Annotated in this window: 16 protein-coding genes and 2 riboswitches; of the genes, 14 read left to right on the top strand and 2 right to left on the bottom strand. The window is 36.6% G+C overall.

Annotation, left to right across the window (positions count from 1 at the left end; genetic code table 11):
• The first annotated feature begins 64 nt into the window (after window positions 1-64).
• Window positions 65-144: riboswitch (ZMP/ZTP riboswitch) on the top strand.
• A gap of 135 nt (window positions 145-279) precedes the next feature.
• The 6 genes from J2S19_RS01085 to J2S19_RS01110 all read left to right on the top strand — a co-directional run bounded on the left by J2S19_RS01085 (window position 280) and on the right by J2S19_RS01110 (window position 6,899).
• A complete protein-coding gene (locus tag J2S19_RS01085; protein WP_307335894.1) occupies window positions 280-1,479 on the top strand; it encodes a phosphoglycerate dehydrogenase in 1,200 nt (399 codons plus the stop codon).
• A 265-nt stretch (window positions 1,480-1,744) separates the two neighbouring features.
• Entirely contained in the window at window positions 1,745-2,179 is a 435-nt protein-coding gene (locus J2S19_RS01090) for a DUF5392 family protein (protein ID WP_307335897.1), read from the top strand.
• Window positions 2,180-2,199: 20 nt separating this feature from the next.
• Window positions 2,200-2,808, top strand: coding sequence for a TetR/AcrR family transcriptional regulator (locus J2S19_RS01095; RefSeq protein ID WP_307335902.1), 609 nt, complete (start codon window positions 2,200-2,202; stop codon window positions 2,806-2,808).
• Window positions 2,809-3,199: 391 nt separating this feature from the next.
• A complete protein-coding gene (locus J2S19_RS01100; RefSeq protein ID WP_307335904.1) occupies window positions 3,200-4,705 on the top strand; it encodes a DHA2 family efflux MFS transporter permease subunit in 1,506 nt (501 codons plus the stop codon).
• A gap of 217 nt (window positions 4,706-4,922) precedes the next feature.
• Entirely contained in the window at window positions 4,923-5,981 is a 1,059-nt protein-coding gene (locus J2S19_RS01105) for an LLM class flavin-dependent oxidoreductase (RefSeq protein WP_307335907.1), read from the top strand.
• A 51-nt stretch (window positions 5,982-6,032) separates the two neighbouring features.
• Window positions 6,033-6,899 carry an HAD family hydrolase gene (locus tag J2S19_RS01110; RefSeq protein ID WP_307335910.1) on the top strand — a complete coding sequence of 289 codons (867 nt, stop codon included), beginning with the start codon at window positions 6,033-6,035 and terminating at the stop codon, window positions 6,897-6,899.
• Between the two features lie 47 nt (window positions 6,900-6,946).
• On the opposite strand, the gene J2S19_RS01115 is transcribed toward J2S19_RS01110, so the two are convergent.
• Window positions 6,947-8,881, bottom strand: coding sequence for a metallophosphoesterase family protein (locus J2S19_RS01115; RefSeq protein ID WP_307335913.1), 1,935 nt, complete (start codon window positions 8,879-8,881; stop codon window positions 6,947-6,949).
• A gap of 136 nt (window positions 8,882-9,017) precedes the next feature.
• On the opposite strand from J2S19_RS01115, the gene J2S19_RS01120 reads away from it, so the two are divergent.
• Window positions 9,018-9,776, top strand: a complete 759-nt coding sequence (locus J2S19_RS01120; RefSeq protein ID WP_370875004.1) for a YybI family spore inner coat protein — start codon at window positions 9,018-9,020, stop codon at window positions 9,774-9,776.
• A 225-nt stretch (window positions 9,777-10,001) separates the two neighbouring features.
• Here the strand turns inward: J2S19_RS01120 and J2S19_RS01125 are convergent, their stop codons facing one another.
• A complete protein-coding gene (locus J2S19_RS01125) occupies window positions 10,002-10,160 on the bottom strand; it encodes a hypothetical protein (RefSeq protein WP_307335916.1) in 159 nt (52 codons plus the stop codon).
• A 574-nt stretch (window positions 10,161-10,734) separates the two neighbouring features.
• A riboswitch (cobalamin riboswitch) is annotated at window positions 10,735-10,930 on the top strand.
• A gap of 182 nt (window positions 10,931-11,112) precedes the next feature.
• On the opposite strand from J2S19_RS01125, the gene J2S19_RS01130 reads away from it, so the two are divergent.
• The 7 genes from J2S19_RS01130 (at window position 11,113) to J2S19_RS01160 (ending at window position 19,235) form a co-directional block, all read left to right on the top strand.
• Window positions 11,113-12,096: an ABC transporter substrate-binding protein gene (locus J2S19_RS01130; protein ID WP_503128643.1), complete on the top strand. Its 984-nt coding sequence runs from the start codon at window positions 11,113-11,115 to the stop codon at window positions 12,094-12,096.
• Window positions 12,059-13,120 (top strand): FecCD family ABC transporter permease, encoded by a 1,062-nt coding sequence (locus tag J2S19_RS01135; RefSeq protein ID WP_307335923.1) that lies wholly within the window; start codon window positions 12,059-12,061, stop codon window positions 13,118-13,120. Before J2S19_RS01130 ends, J2S19_RS01135 begins: the two co-directional genes overlap by 38 nt.
• On the top strand, window positions 13,120-14,598 hold the full coding sequence (locus J2S19_RS01140) for an adenosylcobinamide amidohydrolase (protein WP_307335926.1): 1,479 nt from the start codon (window positions 13,120-13,122) through the stop codon (window positions 14,596-14,598). The genes J2S19_RS01135 and J2S19_RS01140 overlap by 1 nt, the downstream gene beginning before the upstream one ends.
• Before the next feature lie 15 nt (window positions 14,599-14,613).
• Complete coding sequence (locus tag J2S19_RS01145; RefSeq protein ID WP_307335929.1) at window positions 14,614-15,993, top strand: cobyrinic acid a,c-diamide synthase CobB; 1,380 nt, start codon at window positions 14,614-14,616, stop codon at window positions 15,991-15,993.
• 67 nt (window positions 15,994-16,060) lie between these two features.
• Window positions 16,061-17,110, top strand: coding sequence for a nicotinate-nucleotide--dimethylbenzimidazole phosphoribosyltransferase (gene cobT / locus J2S19_RS01150; protein WP_307335931.1), 1,050 nt, complete (start codon window positions 16,061-16,063; stop codon window positions 17,108-17,110).
• Between the two features lie 39 nt (window positions 17,111-17,149).
• Window positions 17,150-17,698 carry a cob(I)yrinic acid a,c-diamide adenosyltransferase gene (locus J2S19_RS01155; protein ID WP_307335934.1) on the top strand — a complete coding sequence of 183 codons (549 nt, stop codon included), beginning with the start codon at window positions 17,150-17,152 and terminating at the stop codon, window positions 17,696-17,698.
• A 31-nt stretch (window positions 17,699-17,729) separates the two neighbouring features.
• Window positions 17,730-19,235 carry a cobyric acid synthase gene (locus J2S19_RS01160; protein WP_307335937.1) on the top strand — a complete coding sequence of 502 codons (1,506 nt, stop codon included), beginning with the start codon at window positions 17,730-17,732 and terminating at the stop codon, window positions 19,233-19,235.
• Window positions 19,236-19,423: the final 188 nt, after the last annotated feature.

Consider the following 19,423-nt stretch of genomic DNA (forward strand, 5'->3'; position numbering starts at 1 on the left):
TATAATTAGACATAAATTTTCCTTGAAGCAGGCTAATAATTTTGTTAAACTATAATCAAATCTAAAGGCTATGTGTAACTGGCGAAAACACGGATTACCGTGAGGGAGCACATAGTGTCGTAGCCGTTCGCCTGGGCAGAGGTAAGGAAGTATTCCTTACCTCTTTCTGTTTGTAAGGAGATGATATTCCTGTTGAAAAATCGGGGAATTTGCATTATTGTAGTATAATACAAATATTCTTAAAATTAAAAATTATGAATGGAAAGAGGAGAATTCAAAATGAGTACGACAACGCTAGAAACAGTAAGAACAATTAAGACATTAAATAATATTGCAGAGGTAGGTCTAAATGTATTCAATAAGGATGCATATACAATCGATAATGAAAGTGAAAACCCGGATGCAATCGTCTTACGCAGCTTTAATATGCATAACATGGAATTTGGAAGTAATTTAAAAGCAATTGCACGTGCTGGTGCAGGTGTAAATAATATTCCAGTTGATAAATGTACGGAACAGGGAATTGTTGTTTTTAACACTCCGGGTGCAAATGCTAATGCTGTAAAAGAAATGGTTCTAACTACTCTGATGGCTTCTTCTCGTAATCTTTTTGCAGGCGTGGAATGGACTAAAACACTAGCAGGTGAAGGGGACCAAATTCCTAAGCTTGTAGAGGCAGGAAAAAAACAATTTGTTGGGAAAGAAATAAAAGGTAAAACATTAGGTGTTATCGGTCTAGGTGCAATTGGTGCATTAGTTGCAAACGATGCATTAGGATTAGACATGGATGTAATTGGATTTGATCCATTTATTTCTGTAGATACTGCTTGGAACCTTTCTCGTAAAGTTCAACGTGCAATGTCACTTGAACAATTATTTGCTAATTCTGACTATATTACTGTACACGTACCATTAACTAATGATACAAAAGGTATGTTTAATAAAGAAACATTTGGCATTATGAAGGAAGACGTTCATATTTTCAACTTCTCACGTGGTGAGCTTGTAAATGAAGAAGATATGAGAGTAGCGCTTGAAAGTGGTAAAGTTGGAAAATATATCACTGATTTCCCTAATGAAAATGTTATCAGTATGAAAAATGTTGTGCCAATTCCACATTTAGGAGCTTCTACAAAGGAATCAGAAGAGAACTGTGCGATTATGGCTGCTCGTCAAGTAAAGGAATTTTTAGAAACAGCAAATATTAAAAATTCTGTGAACTTCCCTAATACAGTTCTACCTTATACAGGTAAACGTCGTGTAGCGGTATTTCACAGAAATGTACCAAACATGGTAGGACAATTAACACAAGCAATTTCAACGTTCAACTTAAACATTGCTGATATGGTAAACCGTAGTCGTGGTGAGTTCGCATATACATTAATTGATATCGATAATAAGATAAACGGTGACGTGATTCCTGGATTATATGAAAAAATCAATGACATCGATGGCATCGTTACAACTCGAATTATTTAATATCTTTTCCGGTAAAACCTCAATTCTATTTAGATTGAGGTTTTTTATTTTGAGCTGGTTTTTGTAATGCTGTAGGAGGTTTTGATATATTTCAAATTCGTGTGAAAAAGGTCCTATTATCCAATTATATTCGACTAAAGGAATGGGAGAATAATAATAAACGAAAAGGCATATACATTGACATGTGACACAGTGTCATTTATGATGAATACATAGATGTGACACAGTGTCATGTAAGAACGTTTGCTTGATGAGGAGGGGACATATGAAGGTTTTAAATCAGGATATGCCGTTTTTTGTGAAGAAGGAACTAGAAAATATTTTTGAAATATTAGCGCCAATTATGAGAAAGGTTATGACGTATCGTTTCATTTCATTACCATTAATCGTTATCTCACTTATGAACCTATTTTTTGTTGTTTCGACAATTTCAATCAATAGAGAAACAGCTCCAGTAATTATCATTTATGCATTACTAGGTGCGGTTGGGATGGCGCTAGCAAAAGAAGCAAAACATAAACAAAAGGAATTCCAACATCAAAGTGTTCGATATATAACTGAGAGAATAAAAAATAGCCCACTTGATTCAGAACAACTAAAATTGAATTACATTGAAATGGTTAATAAAAATCCGATCCAAGCAATTAATTACTTTGTTGAATTTTTGCAAAAGGAAAATAAGATTAAATATAATGATTAATTGTGTAAGGAGTAATTAGTTTGCCGAAAGTCACTTACCATAACTTGCCAGATGATAAGAAGCAAAAACTCATCGATGCAGCGAAACAGGAATTTTCGAGAGTACCTCTTTATAAGGCTTCAATTTCAAATATTGTGAAAACAGCAAAAATACCTCGAGGCAGTTTTTATCAATATTTTGAGGATAAAGATGATTTGTATTATTACCTATTAAATGAGTTAGTTCAGCAGTTAAATGGTGTGTTTATTTCGTTGCTAAAAAAGAATAAGGGAAACTTATTTGATGCACTAGTTGATTTTTTCACGTTAATGATTGCAGAGGAAGACCATTTTTATTTATTAAAAAATAGCTTTTTAAACATGACATATAAGGTAGAAAACTACTTTTTAAAGATTTTTAATCAAAATCACCAACAAATGAAAAATGTGACCGAGATTAGTCATTATATAGATGTCACAATGTTAAACAGTAAGAATGATGATGAATTTTTATCATTGATTAAAATTCTATCATCAATAACATTTCACAATTTTGTAGAACGTTTTGCCAATAACGTCACAAATGAAAAAGCATTGGCAAAATACAAAACGGAATTAGATTTAGTGAAACGAGGTTTGGCAAAAAACTAATAAATGAGACGTGATTGAAGGGCACTTTGAGGCTCTTTTTTTTGTTTTCATCCTTTGTAAAGTATTGGAGCGGATGCTTGCGAACTATTAGATAACGTACGATTGGTAATCTTCTATGAAGAAAGCCTATAAACTTCTAGTAGGTGAATTTTTGTATAAAAGTAAGTAAATTCAATATCTTTGATAAGAATGTTAACCGGGTTTTTAGTACATTCTAATAAATGTCATTTATAGAGTTTTGATAAGGATATGAATGTAGTCATATACATAAAATTAATTTACAAAGTGAACTATTTATCAATTGCAATATTTCTTACTTTGATATATGATATTCTTTATGTTAACAAAGGGTCTAATAATTTGAACTCAAAGTATTAAGGGAGGGACTACTATGGGGGAATCGATTCAACAACCAAACAAACCGAATTATGGAATCATTGCGATTCTTATGATAGGTGCGTTTATTTCATTTTTAAATAATACATTATTAAATATTGCTCTTCCTTCGATTATGAAGGATCTTGAGATTGAGACAGCAACAGTTCAGTGGCTTACAACAGGGTTTATGCTCGTGAACGGGATTATGATACCGACGACAGCTTTTCTAATTCAAAAGTATTCCGTACGACGACTTTTTTTAGCAGGTATGGGACTCTTCACAATAGGTACAATTGTTGCAGGTTTTTCTCATATATTTCCAACGCTATTAGCTGGAAGAATGCTACAAGCATCTGGGTCTGCGATTATGATGCCGTTACTCATGAATGTTATGCTCGTTAGCTTTCCCGTTGAAAAAAGGGGAGCAGCTATGGGTGTCTTTGGATTAATCTTAATGTCAGCTCCTGCGATTGGACCTACATTATCAGGGTGGATAATAGAGCACTATGAATGGAGAATGCTATTCCATTTCATTACTCCAATTGCTGTTGGTATTTTATTAATGGGCTTCTTTTTACTAAAAGATAAAAAGGAAAAAGTGGATATTCATCTTGATTTCATATCGTTGCTATTTTCCAGTGTAGGGTTTGGAGGAATTTTATATGGCTTTAGTTCGGCTGGTGAAAAAGGTTGGGGGAGTCCACAAGTTTATTTAACAATTACGATTGGCGTCATTTCATTAATCACTTTTATTGTACGACAATCAAAATTGGAACGACCGATGCTAAACTTTACAATCTTTAAATATCCAATGTTTGCACTATCATCATCTATTTCAATGGTATTAAATATGGCAATGTTCTCAGGAATGCTGTTATTACCGATATATGTTCAAACATTACGTGGCATTTCACCTTTTGATGCAGGGTTAATGCTGCTTCCGGGTGCGTTAGTTATGTCTCTTATGTCACCAATTACAGGAAGGTTATTTGATAAGTTTGGTGGAAGAATTCTTGCCGTAATCGGGTTAACAATTACAACGGTGACGACTTTTCAGTTAAGTACGTTAACATTGGAGACAACATATAACTACTTAATGATTTTACATGCGATTCGAATGCTCGGAATATCGATGGTCATGATGCCGGTATCGACAAATGGCTTAAATCAATTACCACCGCAATTTTATCCGCATGGTACGGCTATGAATAATACGTTAAACCAAGTATCAGGTGCAATTGGAACAGCATTGCTTGTTACAATTATGTCAAATCGGACTGAATCAAGAACGATTGAACTACAAGCTGAAGCAACAAAAGAATTAGCCGGACAACCGACAGCAGAATTGCAACAGCAAATTATGATGAACGCAATGCTAGATGGAATTAATTTCTCATTCTATATTTCATCATTTATTGCTGGAGTAGCATTAATCCTTGCCTTCTTTATTAAAAGAGCACGACCTGCAGAAGAACCAAAAGAAGAACGGCAAGTAGTTAAAAAAGTTGCGACAAATTAATGTGAATGAATGGGAATGGTACAGGTGCTTTTATAGTGCTTGTACCTTTTTTGCTTTTCCAATAACGACTTTGCCAAATCTCTTAGATGAAGGTCCAATCGGGCTTTTATTCATCATCGTTACATATGAGTAGGAAATTTTACATTGTTCTAACATTATGATAAGAATGAAAGGAGAACTTATTTAAATAGGTGATACATAACTAGGAGGAAGAAACGTGGAAATAGGGATTAGCACCTTTGTAGAAACAACCCCTGATGTTGAAACAGGTCGTGTAATAAGCCATGCACAACGTATACGTGAAGTCGTTGAAGAAATAGTGTTAGCGGATAAGGTAGGTTTAGACATTTTTGGTGTTGGTGAACATCACCGCAAAGATTATGCAGCCTCATCACCTGCTGTTATCCTTGCAGCAGCAGCCTCACAAACGAAATCAATCCGGTTAACAAGTGCTGTTTCAGTGCTTTCATCTGCAGACCCTGTACGGGTATTCCAAGATTTCGCTACCGTTGATGCAATATCGAATGGGCGTGCTGAAATAATGGCTGGTAGAGGGTCTTTTATCGAATCATTCCCATTGTTTGGTTATGATTTACATGATTATGATGAATTATTTGAAGAAAAGCTAGATTTGTTATTAAAAATAACGGAATCTGAGAATGTGACGTGGTCAGGAAAGCATCGTCCATCGATAAATGGTTTAGGTGTATATCCGCGACCTGTGCAAAATCCATTGCCAGTATGGATTGGAAGTGGTGGAAATTCAGAGTCTGTTGTTAGAGCTGGACTATTAGGGTTACCATTAGTTCTAGCTATTATCGGGGGTAGTCCACGACAATTTGCACCTCTTGTCCAATTGTATAAAAAAGCGGCAGCGAATGCTGGTCATAATATCATGAAATTACCTGTTACATCACATTCACATGGTTTCATTGCGGAAACTACAAATGTCGCAGTAGAGAAATTCTTCCCACCTACCCAACAAGCGATGAACGTACTTGGAAGAGAACGCGGTTGGGGACCGTATACAAGAGATACCTTTAATCGATCTAGAAGTCTTGAAGGTGCTCTATATGTTGGGGACCCACAAACGGTAGCTGATAAGATTATTCACCTTCGTAAAAATGTCGGCATCACAAGGTTCATGCTACATGTTCCGGTTGGTACAATGCCGCACGATGACGTAATGCGTGCAATCGAACTACTTGGTAAGGAAGTAGCCCCACTCGTTCGAGAAGAGGTTGCACGCTGGGAGGCGGAACAGCAAGATAACTAAAATAGTATGTATGTAGCGAGATAAATGTTTATATAAGGAGAGGAATCAGCAGTGACAGGTAAACCGAAGGCGATATTATTAGATATGGATGGAACGATACTAAATCATTATAATAAAGTCACAATTCAGACGAAGGAAATGATTGATGAACTTCGGAAATTAGGTACATATGTGTTTATCGCAACAGGTCGTTCATACGATGAAATAGCTGAAGTAGTACCTGAAGGATTTATGGTGGATGGATATATCACGTCTAATGGGATGGCTGGATATATCGATGATGAAGTAATATTTGAACATTCGCTTTCTAGAGCATTAGTTGAAGTAGTCATTGAAAAGGCACGAGAAAACAAAATATATTATGAGTTATTCCCGTATCGTAGTTCGCGTTTGACATTGAAACAAGACAAAGAATATGTGATCAATGAAATAGCCGAGCCGAAACCGGATAGTGTAGGTATTAATGAGTGGCTATCTCGTAAAGAAGCCATTGAAGAAAAAATTGAATGGACAAAGCAAATTGTTGGTACAACATTTTCGAAGTTTTACTTTTTTGCAAGGTCAAAAGAACATATAAATGTATGGAAAAATGAATTGGAGCAGTTGAAGAAGATGATGGATTTTTCTACATCAACCTCTTCAGAGCATAATGTAGAATTAATGGTAGCGAATGTAAATAAAGCAACGGGTATTAAGCAATTTTTGGACAAATTCAATTTAGACAAAGATGAAGTTATGGCGATTGGTGATAGTAACAATGATATACCAATGCTGCAATTTGTTGGCCATGCAGTGGCAATGAAAAATGCCCCTGATACGATTAAAGAACTTGCAAATGATGTAACACAATTTACTTGTGATGAAGATGGGGTTTCTCATTTTCTTAAATCCTATTTTCAACTTGAAAAAGTAGAATAATGAAAGAAGGTGACTCAAACTGATGCATTTTTTGAGTCACCTTTTCTCTATTTTAAGAATCTTTGTACATGGTCATGTTGGGGTTCGTTTCTTAAGTAGGCCTGGATTATATCGTCCTCATTAATTGTAACTAAGCCTAGATTATTTTTATTTTCATTTATACTTCCATCCTCAAATTCATAATAAATCACTTCATCTAAAGCATTTTCGATATTAATTCCCTGTTTATTTAATCCTTTAAGCTTAGAATAGAGGGAAATCAAGACTTTTAAAAGAAGACCTGTAAATCCTGTGAATGTTTGATTGTGTAATGGACTACTTGTAAATTGATAGATTTTCTTTCTCATTTTCTTTCGTTTTGAGTAAAAGGTTGTTTGTAAGGAATAGGCCATATGTGCGTCGCCAACTAGAAGAATACAAACACTTGGGTCCCAATCTGAAAGCTGCTCATAAAATTTTTGCATACCGCGATGACTAAATTGCCACCATTCTAAATCAAAAGTCGTACGTACAGAACCATGCAGTTTAGAAAGTGGCATGATATATTGGGTGAGAAACGATTCGACCATCGCGATTCCATAAACAGGTGTGGCAGATACAATGATTAGAGGGGTATTTTTTTCATAACCGTTTGTAATAAGAAGATTATAAACATTTTCCCATGCAGAATCTTTCATTAAGACTGGTCCTTGGTGTCCATTGATGTTGCTACTCTTTTCATGAAAAGAAGGGTATGCCCGTTGTGTGCGGGTGTCTAATACTAGAGAATGTGGTCTTGTTGGCGCGACATAATGCCACTGTTGAAAAGAAAATAATGTATTTTTCCAAGTTTCATATTGAATCGTCCCAATCGAAAATGAAGTTACATAGTTTTGAATTGTGTCTTTAAAGCTATCAGGGAACGAATCAGGGGCATTTCCCCAGCCTTGGAATGCCCAATAGGCTGTTAAACCATTCGCAATAAGGTGACTTCCTAGTAGCGAGTTTTCAACACGGTTTTTCCATTCAAAGCTAATGTTCCAGTCATCTGTTATGTCATGGTCATCAAATATCATGTAAGTAGGTATGTTGGCAAATAAACGTCGTACTTGTGGAAGTGTTTCTTGGAATTGCGTGAGAAAATGTGATTGTTTTTCCTCAGCAGAGACATCGTTTAATACATAGGAGATTGCTAGAGACATGATTTCTGGACTCCAGCTAAGTAAATACATAGTACAATATTCACCTAGTCTCATTAAGTGGTTTTTAGTATGAGCAGAAGTAAACTTACTTTTATCATTAATTAAATCTTCTCTGTAACCAGTACCATTAATTATGTTCTCATATTTATTGAGGGATGAATCGAGTTGAATGATATTTTCATCTTTCCCAATTAAGAAATGTCCTAAATGAGACAAAAAAGGCGCGACTTCATCTGCAACATCATCTGCATAGATTTGGTCTCCCATTAAAAATAAGGCGCTCGGCCGATGATTTGTATCCAGTAATTGTTCATGTAGGACATAGTCGCCACGTGCGAGAGCATCTTTTCCAATACCATGGATTTTCCGGCATGAACCATATAAAAATTGTGTATCTTCCTTTTCATTTATATAAAAACTTGGATATTTTAACTTCCCATAAACAATTGAAGCGGGATTATCTGATGATAATAGCTGGTAATCACTTAAATCAGAGGTTAGATTTTCTTTATCAGTAAAATATAGATTGTATCCAAGCAATGTTTCAGTAGGAAATAATTTCTGTTGGTTCGGTGTGATTTTCACTAAATAGATATATAGATTCTTTCCGAGTTGGATAACTTCTTCATTTGAAATTGCGTACAAATCCTTATAATCATATTTTTCCTCGTTTTTTAGTTTGGTAATTGTAAAAAGTTTTGCATGTACTTTGCATTTTTTACTGAGTGCTATCCATAAATAAATCGCTTTCGGATCAACTCTTCTAACAATTGGTCCTGATAATATCGTAGGAAGGATCATCATTTCACCTCACAACAACGAATAGGATATTGTATTCAAGTTAAGTTTCTTTTGTGCCTAGTGCCTTGCTAAAGAAAAGGTGCTTTATTGTTCTATTTGCATATGATTGAATAAACACAAAATAGGTGGGATGATGATGGATGATTATAATCAAAAATGGATGTATGACGGGTACTATTACAGAGAATTGAATCAATCTGTAAGACCCTCAATTGTTGTAAGTAAACATGGGGATGTAACTGGAGATGGTGTAGTAGACTTAGTCTACCTAACCGCAATTAAAACTCCCGACAGTCCGTTTTGGCGAAATATCACGCTCGTGATTATTAATGGAAGGACTCAAAAACAGACACATATCCAGTTGAAAAATAACCAGGGTTACAATCCAACCTTATTTCTTGGGGATGTGACCGGTAATAAGGTAAATGATATCCTGATTATTTCTGATACAGGTGGTAGTGGTGGGGCGATTAATGCAGCAGTATATTCTTATATAAACGGTCGTTTTCAGGAAATATTTAATGATAGTTCCTTCCAATCAGCCTTTACTTATGATGTAGCTTATGAACAGCACTATAAAGCGTCGGTTATTAGCCATAAAGTAAATGAAAAATTTGTGATTGATTTGACATATAAAGGGCAACAGTATTTATCAGAAATTTACACGAGAGATGGTAAACTAATTGAACCGATAACTGGATGGGTTAACCCGTTATCAGGCTTATATCCAATTGATTTTAATCGTGACGGAACATATGAACTTGAAGCATACCAACGAATTGCAGGTCGATATAATGCAGACTCTTTAGGGTATGTTCAAACTGTTTTGAGATGGAATGGTAGCCAGTTTGTACCTGAACGGCAATATGTTGCGATTTATGGGGGAGAAGGGTAAATTGACAATTACATGGAGGAAGCTCACATATAATCGTAATCGTGAGCTTCTTACTCTTTATTTAAAACCGAGTTATTCTATCGAAATACTAAATGACAGTTCATGCTTTTTACAAAGAAGATATTCAAATGACATGAGAGGATTTATACAACTAATCTAGTTAAGAAGTTGGTTCTATTGAATTTAAATAGCAATCATATTTAAAGCATCCTAGAAGAAATTCATTTATTTTTCTGGATTGGATTTACTTGCCTTGTCTAATCTATGCAAAGAATTTCGAAATCCCATCTTTCTTTCAGCTAATTCTTTTTGAATATTGGCAAGCTCTATATTTGTGTAATACTGGTTTGTAATTTGCTCTTCATTTTCTGGATTATCATTCATATGCTAGTCCTCATTCCATATTAGATTTATTTTAGTACGGTATAACCGTATATAAATGCAAGTGTAAAAGTGAATAAAGCACATCATAATTTGCCAATATCTGTCTGATTTTGCGCTTGCCCAGGAAATGTTTTCCCAAGCTTACTAGCTTGTTATTGAAGATAACAAACTGTTCGTTACGAGCTCCTAATTATAAATGAAGCCTTTTTCTATATGTTTGTTGTAACTTGCGCTAAATGTAGCTAATCAAGTTAATATTGAGTGAGTCCCGTCTAATTTAAAATCGAAAATAATAACTAGATTAGACCTGTAAAAAAGCCAATATCAATATATAATTATTTTTAGTATTTGTAATATATCCAATTATATTTTGGTTTGTATTTCGTTTATTAACAATAATGATGACATCGTAGATTAACTCCAGAATCAGTGATGAGTAAGTATTCTAAAGTAATCTATGTAACAATATCGGATAAACATCCATATAAAAAACAACAATCTTAAGACGATTGTCGAAATTTGTTTTACAATTTGCAAGGATTGTACTATAATCACTTCACATACATACAAAAATCAAATATGAACATAAATAGGTTTCTTAAATACTAGAGTGATTTAAGACTAAGAGGGAAGTTGGTGGAAATCCAACACGGTCCCGCCACTGTAAACGAGTAGGTCTGTATCGATAATCCACTGTGTATGATGCATGGGAAGGAGTAACAGGCTGATAGTCCGTAAGTCAGGAGACCTGCCTATTTATTTTTTTAAGCTTCTTCGAGGAAAGGATGTTTAAAGTGCATGCAATCATAGTTATTACATAAACAAATGGAGATTGCAAATTTAATTTACTTAGTATTTTGAATGCTGCCTTTACACAACGCTTTCCACTAGAGAAAAGCGTTTTTTTGTATGTTTAAAAAATATGTAGGGGGAATATCAAGTGAAATACTTTATGAAAAAATGGGGGTTCCTATGTCTTGCTTTGTTGTTAACAATAGGGTTATTAGCTGGCTGTGGAACAACTAATGAAGGTAAAGAAGCTGAGAATGGCAATGATATCAAAAGTAGTGAAGTAAAAGAGGAGACGGATGTTCAATTCCCTGTCACCTTTACAGATGATGCTGGTCGCGAAGTAACGATTGAGAAGGAACCTGAAACGATTGTATCTATCCAAGCGAGTAATACTGAAATAGCATTTGCATTAGGACTTGGAGATAAAATTGTTGGTGTTTCAGATTATGATAATTATCCACCGGAAGCACTTGAGATTCAAAAAGTTGGTGGACAGGATATCAATGGAGAACTTGTCTTATCACTAATGCCAGATATCGCACTAGTTACGGACTATCACTTTAAAACACATCCAGATTTATTGAAGCAGTTTGAAGAAGCTGGTATTAAATGTATCGTTGTCGGTAGTGCAACTTCGTTTGCGGATGTTTATAAAACGATCGAAATGCTTGGAAATGCAACTGGTACAAAAGATAAAGCTACAGAAATTGTCGCAGATATGCAGGACCGTTTAGCAGCAATACAGAAAAAAGCACAGGAATCGATTTCAGAGAAGAAACGTGTATGGGTAGAGGTTTCACCAGAACCAGATATTTTTACAACTGGTAAAAACACATTTATGCACGAAATGCTTGAGTCAATTAACGCAACAAATGTTGCAGAAGACCAAGATGGTTGGGTGAAATTAACTGAAGAGGAAATGGTTAAACTAAATCCAGATGTTGTCATCACCACTTATGGATACTATGTTGAGAATCCAAGTGAGCAAGTGTTAAACCGTGATGGGTGGAAGGAAGTCCCTGCGGTTAAAAATAACCAAGTTTTTGATGTAGACAATGATACGGTTACAAGACCGGGTCCTCGTCTAATTGAAGGAGTCGAGACGCTTGCCGAGCTTATCTATCCGGAAGTTTTTAACAAATAAAGTAACTTTATTTTATATTTTTAGTATTACATTTGTTCTCATTACGATTTTGCTTGGTCTATTTTATAGTAGTGTAAAAGTCCCTATAAATACGATCGTGCAGATCATATTCGATAAAACGTTTCATATCGGTGCGCTCGAACATATTGCGAGAAACGAAGAGATGATTATTTGGAATATTCGCTTGCCTCGAGTTTTGTTAGCATTCTTTGTTGGGGCATCATTGGCATTAGCTGGTGCAGCCTTTCAAGGGTTGTTACGGAACCCTCTTGCAGACCCTTATGTAATCGGAGTATCTTCTGGTGCTTCGCTCGGGGCTGTTGTTGTGTTATTTTTTCAATTTACACTTATCGGATTAGGGAGTTTTACACTCCCTATTTTGGCAATTGTTACTGGATTTGTGACGCTATTAATTGTTTTTGGATTAGTGAGATTAAGTAGTCGTAGTTTAGCGATTGAAACAATTTTATTAGCTGGAATCATTGTGAGCTCATTTTTTAGTGCAATCGTATCTCTGATCATTTCTTTGAGTGACCGTGAATCGATGACACAAATTATTTATTGGTTATATGGAAGTGTCGGAATGCGGGGATGGAGCCACGTTCAACTTATCATTCCGTTTATGCTAGCAGGCTCACTTATCCTTATCTACCATCATCGTGAGCTAAATGCGCTAGCGCTTGGTGAGGATACGGCCGACCATATAGGAGTGAACGTGAAAAGGAAGAAGGCTTTTATTTTGATCGGTGCATCACTATTAACGGGTTCAGCAGTTGCAGTGTCCGGCTCAATCGGATTTGTTGGACTTGTTATTCCGCATTTAGTTCGGCTTATTGTAGGTCCAAGCCATCGTCATGTTTTACCTTTGTCGCTATTAGTTGGGGGAGCGTTTCTCATCTTAGCTGACTTAGTTTCAAGAAGCATTATTGCACCGAAAGAGTTACCGATTGGTGTTGTGACAGCATTGATTGGTGCACCTGTTTTTGCGATTCTACTAATAAGAGAAAAGCGGGGGCGGAGGTGATGAACATCATTGAAGTTACGAATTTAACAGGCGGCTATAATGTCCCGATATTGAAGGGATTACAGTTAGAAATACATAAAGGTGAATTTTTCGCTTTACTAGGGCAAAATGGAAGTGGGAAAACGACTTTATTTAAGCTGATTACTGGGCAGCTACCAGTAACAGAAGGGGAAATATGGATTAGTAATAAAAATCTCTTTGAGATGACGAAGCTTGAAAAGGCGAAAAAAATGGCAGTCTTAACCCAAGAGATTGAAGTTTCCTTCGATTATACAGTGGAAGAAATTATTAGTTTAGGTAGATACCCTCATCAAACTGGTTTTATAAAGCAGCTTTCTAAAAGGGACCGGCAAGTGATTGAATCGGCTATGCAACTGACAGATACATGCCAATTCCGTTCGAAAACATTTAGAGTGTTAAGTGGTGGGGAGAAGCAAAGAGTGCTACTAGCAAAAGCTTTAGCACAAGAGCCTGAAATTTTATTATTAGATGAGCCAACGAACCATCTTGATTTAAAACACACCCTTCAATTACTTGACCTATTAAAAGCTCGACAATATGAAACGGGTTTAACAATCTTTGCAATTCTTCATGATGTTAATGTTGCCTCACTATATGCAGACCGAATTGGCCTGTTGCAAGATGGGAAGTTACTACAAGTCGGGGATGCAACGATATTAAAGGATAGTAATATCCTACAAGAAGTTTTTGACATTGAGCTTAAGCAACAATCACATCCGACAATTGCAAAGCCACAGCTGCTTTTGACTCCTAATCTTACTCAGGAAATGCCTAAGGAGTCATTTGACAATTCTTATCAAATGACGAAAACAGAAGAATATATTCATGTTCATTTTAATAAGCCGTTAAGAACAATTTCAAATAGTGTCATTGGTGAAGGGTTAAATTGGTCAAAACATTTTGTCAATGTACGTGTTGATAAGCAATATAACAGCGCAACACCTGTAGAAGACCTTACAAATCTGCTTTCAAGCAACGCTATACCAACTAAACATACTTGTGGTTTAATGACAGCTGTCAATTTAGAAGATGCTGTGATGTTGTCATATAACGATTTAGGAATACCAATTTTCGTTGTTGTTACGGCTGGAACAGGTAATGCTGTTGATATTACTGCACAAATTGATACTGAAGAGAACCGTACTATCGGGACGATAAATACAATGCTATTTATTGATGCACACTTAACGGATGGGGCGCTCATTAATGCCATGATGTCTGTTACTGAAGCAAAAGTAAAGGTGCTCAATGAGCTGCAAATTATTGACCCTGTCACTAAAACTATTGCAACCGGTACTTCAACAGATGCAATTATCATTGGCGTTACGCAGCGTGGTGAAGCTAAACTTTATGCTGGGTCGGGGACAACGATCGGTAAAAGCATTGGCCAAGCTGTGTATCAGGCAACTTTTAAATCACTTGAAAACTACTTGCTGAGGCTAAACGAAAAGGCATAGGGAGAGTGCTAAACGATGACAGATAGAAGAATTGTCATAGCCGGTACTGGCAGCGGTGTTGGAAAAACAACTGTCACACTAGGCTTAATGGCAGCATTAATAAAAAAGGGGCTCATTGTACAAGGCTTTAAATGTGGTCCAGACTATATTGACCCTTCTTATCATACAGCTGTAACAAAACGTGTGTCACGGAACCTTGATAGTTGGATGCTATCAGATGAGCGGGTATTAGATATCTTAAGCCATGGACAAAAGGGTGCTGATATTTCTATTATAGAAGGTGTGATGGGATTTTTCGATGGCAAGCAACCTTTAAGTAATGAAGGTAGTACGGCAGAGATTAGTATGTTAACAAAAAGTCCCGTTTTACTTGTTGTCAATTGTGAAAGTATGGCCCGAAGTGCAGCAGCGATTGTGAAAGGCTTTCAGTTATTTGCTGAAGATGTGAATCTAGTAGCTGTAATTGCTAATAAGGTCGGTAGTGAGGGTCACTATCAGCTTGTCAAAGCGGCAATAGAACAAGAGTGTAACATACCGGTTATCGGTTATTTAAAGCGGGAGCTAGATATTGAAATACCTGAACGACATTTAGGACTTATCCCATCTATCGAAAGAGGAGAGCTAGATTCATTTTTTACCAACCTTGGAGAAAACGTACTAGAGACGATTGATGTAGAAAGATTATTAGATTTAGCAGAAACTGAGGAAATTTTACTACCTTCTACTTCTCTATTTGGTACTCAAACGGATAGAAAGGTAAAAATTGCTGTTGCTAAAGATGCAGCCTTCAATTTCTATTATCCTGAGAACCTTGAACTTCTCGAGCATTTTGGGGCAGAGCTCTATTACTTTTCACCTTTAGCAAATGAGGAGTTGCCAAATGATGTTGATGGTTTATATTTAGGAGGCGGATTTCCAGAAGAATTCGCTCGAATACTTGAAAAAAATAGCGGTGTGAGGCTTTCGATTAAACGTGCTATCCAATCGGGTCTTCCAACCATTGCTGAGTGTGGCGGCTTTATGTATTTAACGAATTCAATTAAAACATCAAACTCCGAAACATATCAAATGGTTGGGGTCATTCCTGGAGACGTTCACATGCAAACAAGGTTAGCCGCATTAGGTTATCGAGAAGTAAAAGGAAACCATGAACATTTTTTGTTAAAAGGACAAGTTGCAAGAGGTCATGAGTTTCATTATTCAACATTTCACACGATTGAAAAAGAGATACCATATGCTTTTGAAACAACAGGGATGAGGGGAACTCAATTGGAAGGTTATGCGACTGAAAACCTTATCGCTGGTTACACACATCTGCATTTTGGCTCATGTCCTAAGATAGCTGAAAATTGGGTTAAAAGATGTCTAGAATACAAGAATTCTATTAAAGGATAAGTCAAGTTTTCCAGGTAGTTTTATGAGCAATTCTATGCATTTTTTTATAAAAAATGAAAGAGGGAATATGATGAACATAAATCTTGATACGATACCAAAAGTAAATGAAGAAACCGGCACTTTAGTAAGTGATTATATTAATACATTAACAAAACCGATTGGAAGCTTAGGACGTTTAGAGAAACTTGCAATTGAGCTTGCGAAAATAAAAGGTGAACAATTCCCGTCAGTTACCCCGCCTGGAGTATTAGTTTTCGCAGCCGATCACGGGATTACTGATGAAGGCGTTTCAGCATATCCAAAGGATGTGACTGAGCAAATGGTTCGTAACTTTTTACAAGGTGGAGCTGCTATCAATGTATTTAGTAGAGAGATTGGTGCCTTTCTTGAGATTGTAGATATTGGTGTTGCGAAAGATATAGACGATGAACAGCTTATTAATAAAAAGGTACGTTATGGTACTGCGAATTTCTTTCGTGAAGATGCAATGACTCGGGAAGAAGCAGAGAAAGCGATTGAGATAGGCTATGAACAAGGTTTAAACCTTATTGATAAAGGCGCACAATGTCTCATCCTTGGGGAAATGGGAATTGGGAACACTTCAGCTAGCAGTGCCATACTTGCGGTGTTAAGTGGTCAGGATGTAAGCGATTTGGTTGGAATCGGAACAGGACTAACTTCTGAAGGATTAGCTCGTAAAGCTGAAATCATTAAGGAATCAATTAACCGGAGAAATCCTAATCGAGACGATGCACTTGATTGTTTAGCGAAGCTAGGTGGATTAGAAATTGCCGGGATGACTGGAGCGATGCTTGCTGGAGCTAGTAGACAAGTACCAATTCTTGTTGATGGATTTATTTGTACAGTATCAGCATTGCTAGCAAGTAAACTTTCAAGTAATGCGAATGATTACATGTTTGTTATGCATCAATCAGCTGAACCAGGACATAAAGCAGCGATTTCCTTATTAGGTAAAGAACCGATTTTAGATTTGAACCTGAGACTAGGAGAAGGAACCGGGGCAGCACTGGGCTTCCCAATTATGAAAGCAGCGACATTGATGCTTAAAGAAATGGCAACATTTGAATCTGCAGGTGTTTCAACAAAGGGTGAATAATTCAATTAATAGTTACTAATCGTAAGCGAGGATGATAAGATGGATAACGTAAATAAGAAGCGGGGATTAACACTAGTCTATACAGGTGATGGAAAAGGGAAGACAACATCAGCATTAGGATTAACGGTTCGTGCCGTTGGGCGTGGTCTAAATGTGAAGATTTTACAATTTATTAAATCACCACAACGTTCTTATGGTGAACAAATTGCTTTAGAAAAGCTAGGTGTTGAAATTGAGCAGCTTGGAATTGGTTTCACATGGACGAAAACACCTGAAGAGCATCGAGAAGCATTAAGAATTGCGTGGCCAAAGGCAAAAGAAGCAGTCATGAGTGGGAATTACGATGTCGTTGTGTTAGATGAGCTTAACAATGCGTTAGCAATTGAAACATTTCCGATTGATGATGTCCTGCCATTGGCTGAAGTAATTGAGATGATGAAAAATAAGCCTTCACATGTTCACCTTGTGATAACTGGTAGGAGTGCTAAGGATGAAGTAAAGGAAATTGCTGATTTAGTTTCAGTTATTGATGCAGAAAAACACTATTACGATGAAGGCATTCCAGCTGTAAAAGGTATTGAATTTTAATTTTATCATCCAAATAAAGAGGAGAAACGAAATGAACAAGGCTGTGCCATTAATGATTCAAGGTACACATTCAGATGCAGGTAAAAGTGCAATTGTAACAGCTTTTTGTAGAATATTTGTTCAACAAGGCTATAAAACGGCGCCTTTTAAATCACAAAATATGGCGTTGAATTCATACATAACAATAGACGGCAAGGAAATTGGCAGAGCGCAAGGAGTACAAGCAGAGGCTGCTAACATCATTGCGACAACAGATATGAATCCGATTTTGATTAAGCCAAGTGGGATTGATAAGTCACAAATTGTTGTTAACGGGAAGCCATATAAAAACATGGAAGCTGGCGAATATCGACAGGATTACTTTGAAACAGGACTGCAAATTATTCGTGAGGCGTATGAACGATTAGCTTCGTCATATGAACGGATTGTTATTGAAGGAGCAGGCAGTCCTGCTGAAATTAATTTAAATGACCGTGAGCTTGTTAATATGAGGGTTGCCAAAATCGCTGACGCACCTGTCATCTTAGTAGGTGATATTGAAAAAGGAGGCGTCTTCGCTAGTTTAGTAGGTACTCTTCAATTACTCGAACAAAGTGATCGTAAACGGATTATTGGTGTCGTGATTAATAAGTTTAGAGGCGATGTTGAATTGCTTCGACCTGGGCTTGATTGGTTTGAGCAGTATACGGATATCCCCGTGCTAGGTGTGATTCCTTATATTGATGATTTATTTATTGAAGCAGAGGATTCTGTTGTTTTAAATAAATACACAACAAAGCAAAATTGGAGCAAGGAGCTTGATATAGCAGTTATCCGCCATCCATTCATTTCTAATTTTACCGATCTTGACCCGCTTATGGATGAACAAGACTGTCATGTTCGATTTGTTCAACATGCCGAAGAGCTTGGACACCCGGATTTACTTATCCTCCCTGGGAGTAAAAATACACTTGCGGACATGAAAAATCTCCATAAAAAAGGGCTCACACAGGCAATTTTAGACCTTGCTGCAAACAAAACCGTCATCATTGGAATATGTGGCGGCTATCAAATGCTCGGGAAGATGATTACAGACCCGTATCAGGTAGAATCTTCATTGTCTGAAATTGAAGGGTTAAATCTTCTGCCAATGATAACGGAAATTACACAGGAAAAGACAACAATAAACTCCGAAGGAATAGCTACTTACCTTGAACAGCAATACGATGTAAAAGGATATGAAATTCATATGGGAGAAACTAATTTCTATGCGAAATATCGACCGTTTATCAAACTTGTAAATAGTAGTGACGGGGCAATGACAGAAGATGGACAAGTGATTGGCACTTATTTTCATGGACTATTTCATAATGATGACTTTCGGATAGCACTACTAAATCAGCTAAGAATTCGGAAGGGCTTAGAACCGCTGCATGAACGTCAGTCGTTCTCTCAGAAAAAAGAAGCAGGGTTTGAACTTTTAGCGAAGGTCGTCAAAGAGAACGTTCAGTTTGACCGGATTGAAACGCTAATGGAAGAGTTTCAACAACGTGATTGAGAACAAAAGCGCAAGCGCCTTGATCAGCCCGACAAGCATAAGACGCTAAAGAATAGAAGACGTTCTTTGTCTTCAATTCTTTAGTGGCTTATGACCTCGAGGGGCTAGGCGTTGGAGCTGGATGTCGAAGCACTTATCCACGTAGAAGCATTTTATAGTTTCTTAAACAATAAAAAAGACATAAAGAG

The organism is Metabacillus malikii, from assembly GCF_030813355.1.
Taxonomy (GTDB): domain Bacteria; phylum Bacillota; class Bacilli; order Bacillales; family Bacillaceae; genus Metabacillus; species Metabacillus malikii.